The organism is Agrobacterium sp. MCAB5, assembly GCF_052114365.1.
In the GTDB taxonomy this organism is placed as follows: domain Bacteria; phylum Pseudomonadota; class Alphaproteobacteria; order Rhizobiales; family Rhizobiaceae; genus Agrobacterium; species Agrobacterium tumefaciens.
This window is the reverse complement of record NZ_JBFREP010000130.1, coordinates 1-635: the sequence shown is the minus strand read 5'-3', so window position 1 is coordinate 635 and position 635 is coordinate 1. Positions and strand designations below refer to the sequence as shown.

Sequence of the window (635 nt, the reverse complement as noted above, 5' to 3'; positions counted from 1 at the left end):
GTCTATCGCTATCGGCGGGCGATCGCTGCGCGAATGCGATGTAATGCATCAGGTCGGCGCACAAGATAACTCACCGGTGGCAGAAATGCTGAAGCGGGTCTCAGGCGGAAAGCCTGTGCGAGAAGGGCACCCGCGCCGGGCCGGCGCCGGATCAAATTGGAAAGCGCGCACCAATAGGCGCGGTCGCTCAGGCTCGCGCGACCGCGCCTTAGCAGTGTTTGGGCATCGGCAARCAAAGCCCCTTCATTGCCAAAGAAGCTTTCGAGCGCGGCTTCGATTTCGGTATTCCAGGCAAGCACGTTATCAAGGATGGCGGATTGGTTCGCACCGTGGATACGGGTGAAATTCTGCACGGCATCAAGTTCGACGATATCGCCCAGTACCGCGAGCCGCATCCACATCTCGACATCGTCGGTATGGCGCAGTGCTGGCCGATAATGACCGGCATGTTGTTGAATGTGCGTCCTGGTAACGGCGAGTGGGCCCGGCACCGGGCTGCGTCCCGTCACGCAGATTCTGACGATGAAGTCCATGCCGCGATGAAGGTGCATGCCATCGGCATCGCTGCGAAATCCTGATGGTATATCGGCATCGTCACGGAAGAAGGCGGTGCGGCCGAACACCATATTTGCGCC

General features: G+C 59.6%; 1 protein-coding gene. It reads right to left on the bottom strand.

The window, feature by feature from the left end:
• Positions 1–8: 8 nt before the first annotated feature.
• Positions 9–635 (bottom strand): glycosyltransferase family 2 protein (locus AB4Z23_RS27775; protein ID WP_441361214.1); only part of this gene is annotated, 627 nt, incomplete at its 5' end.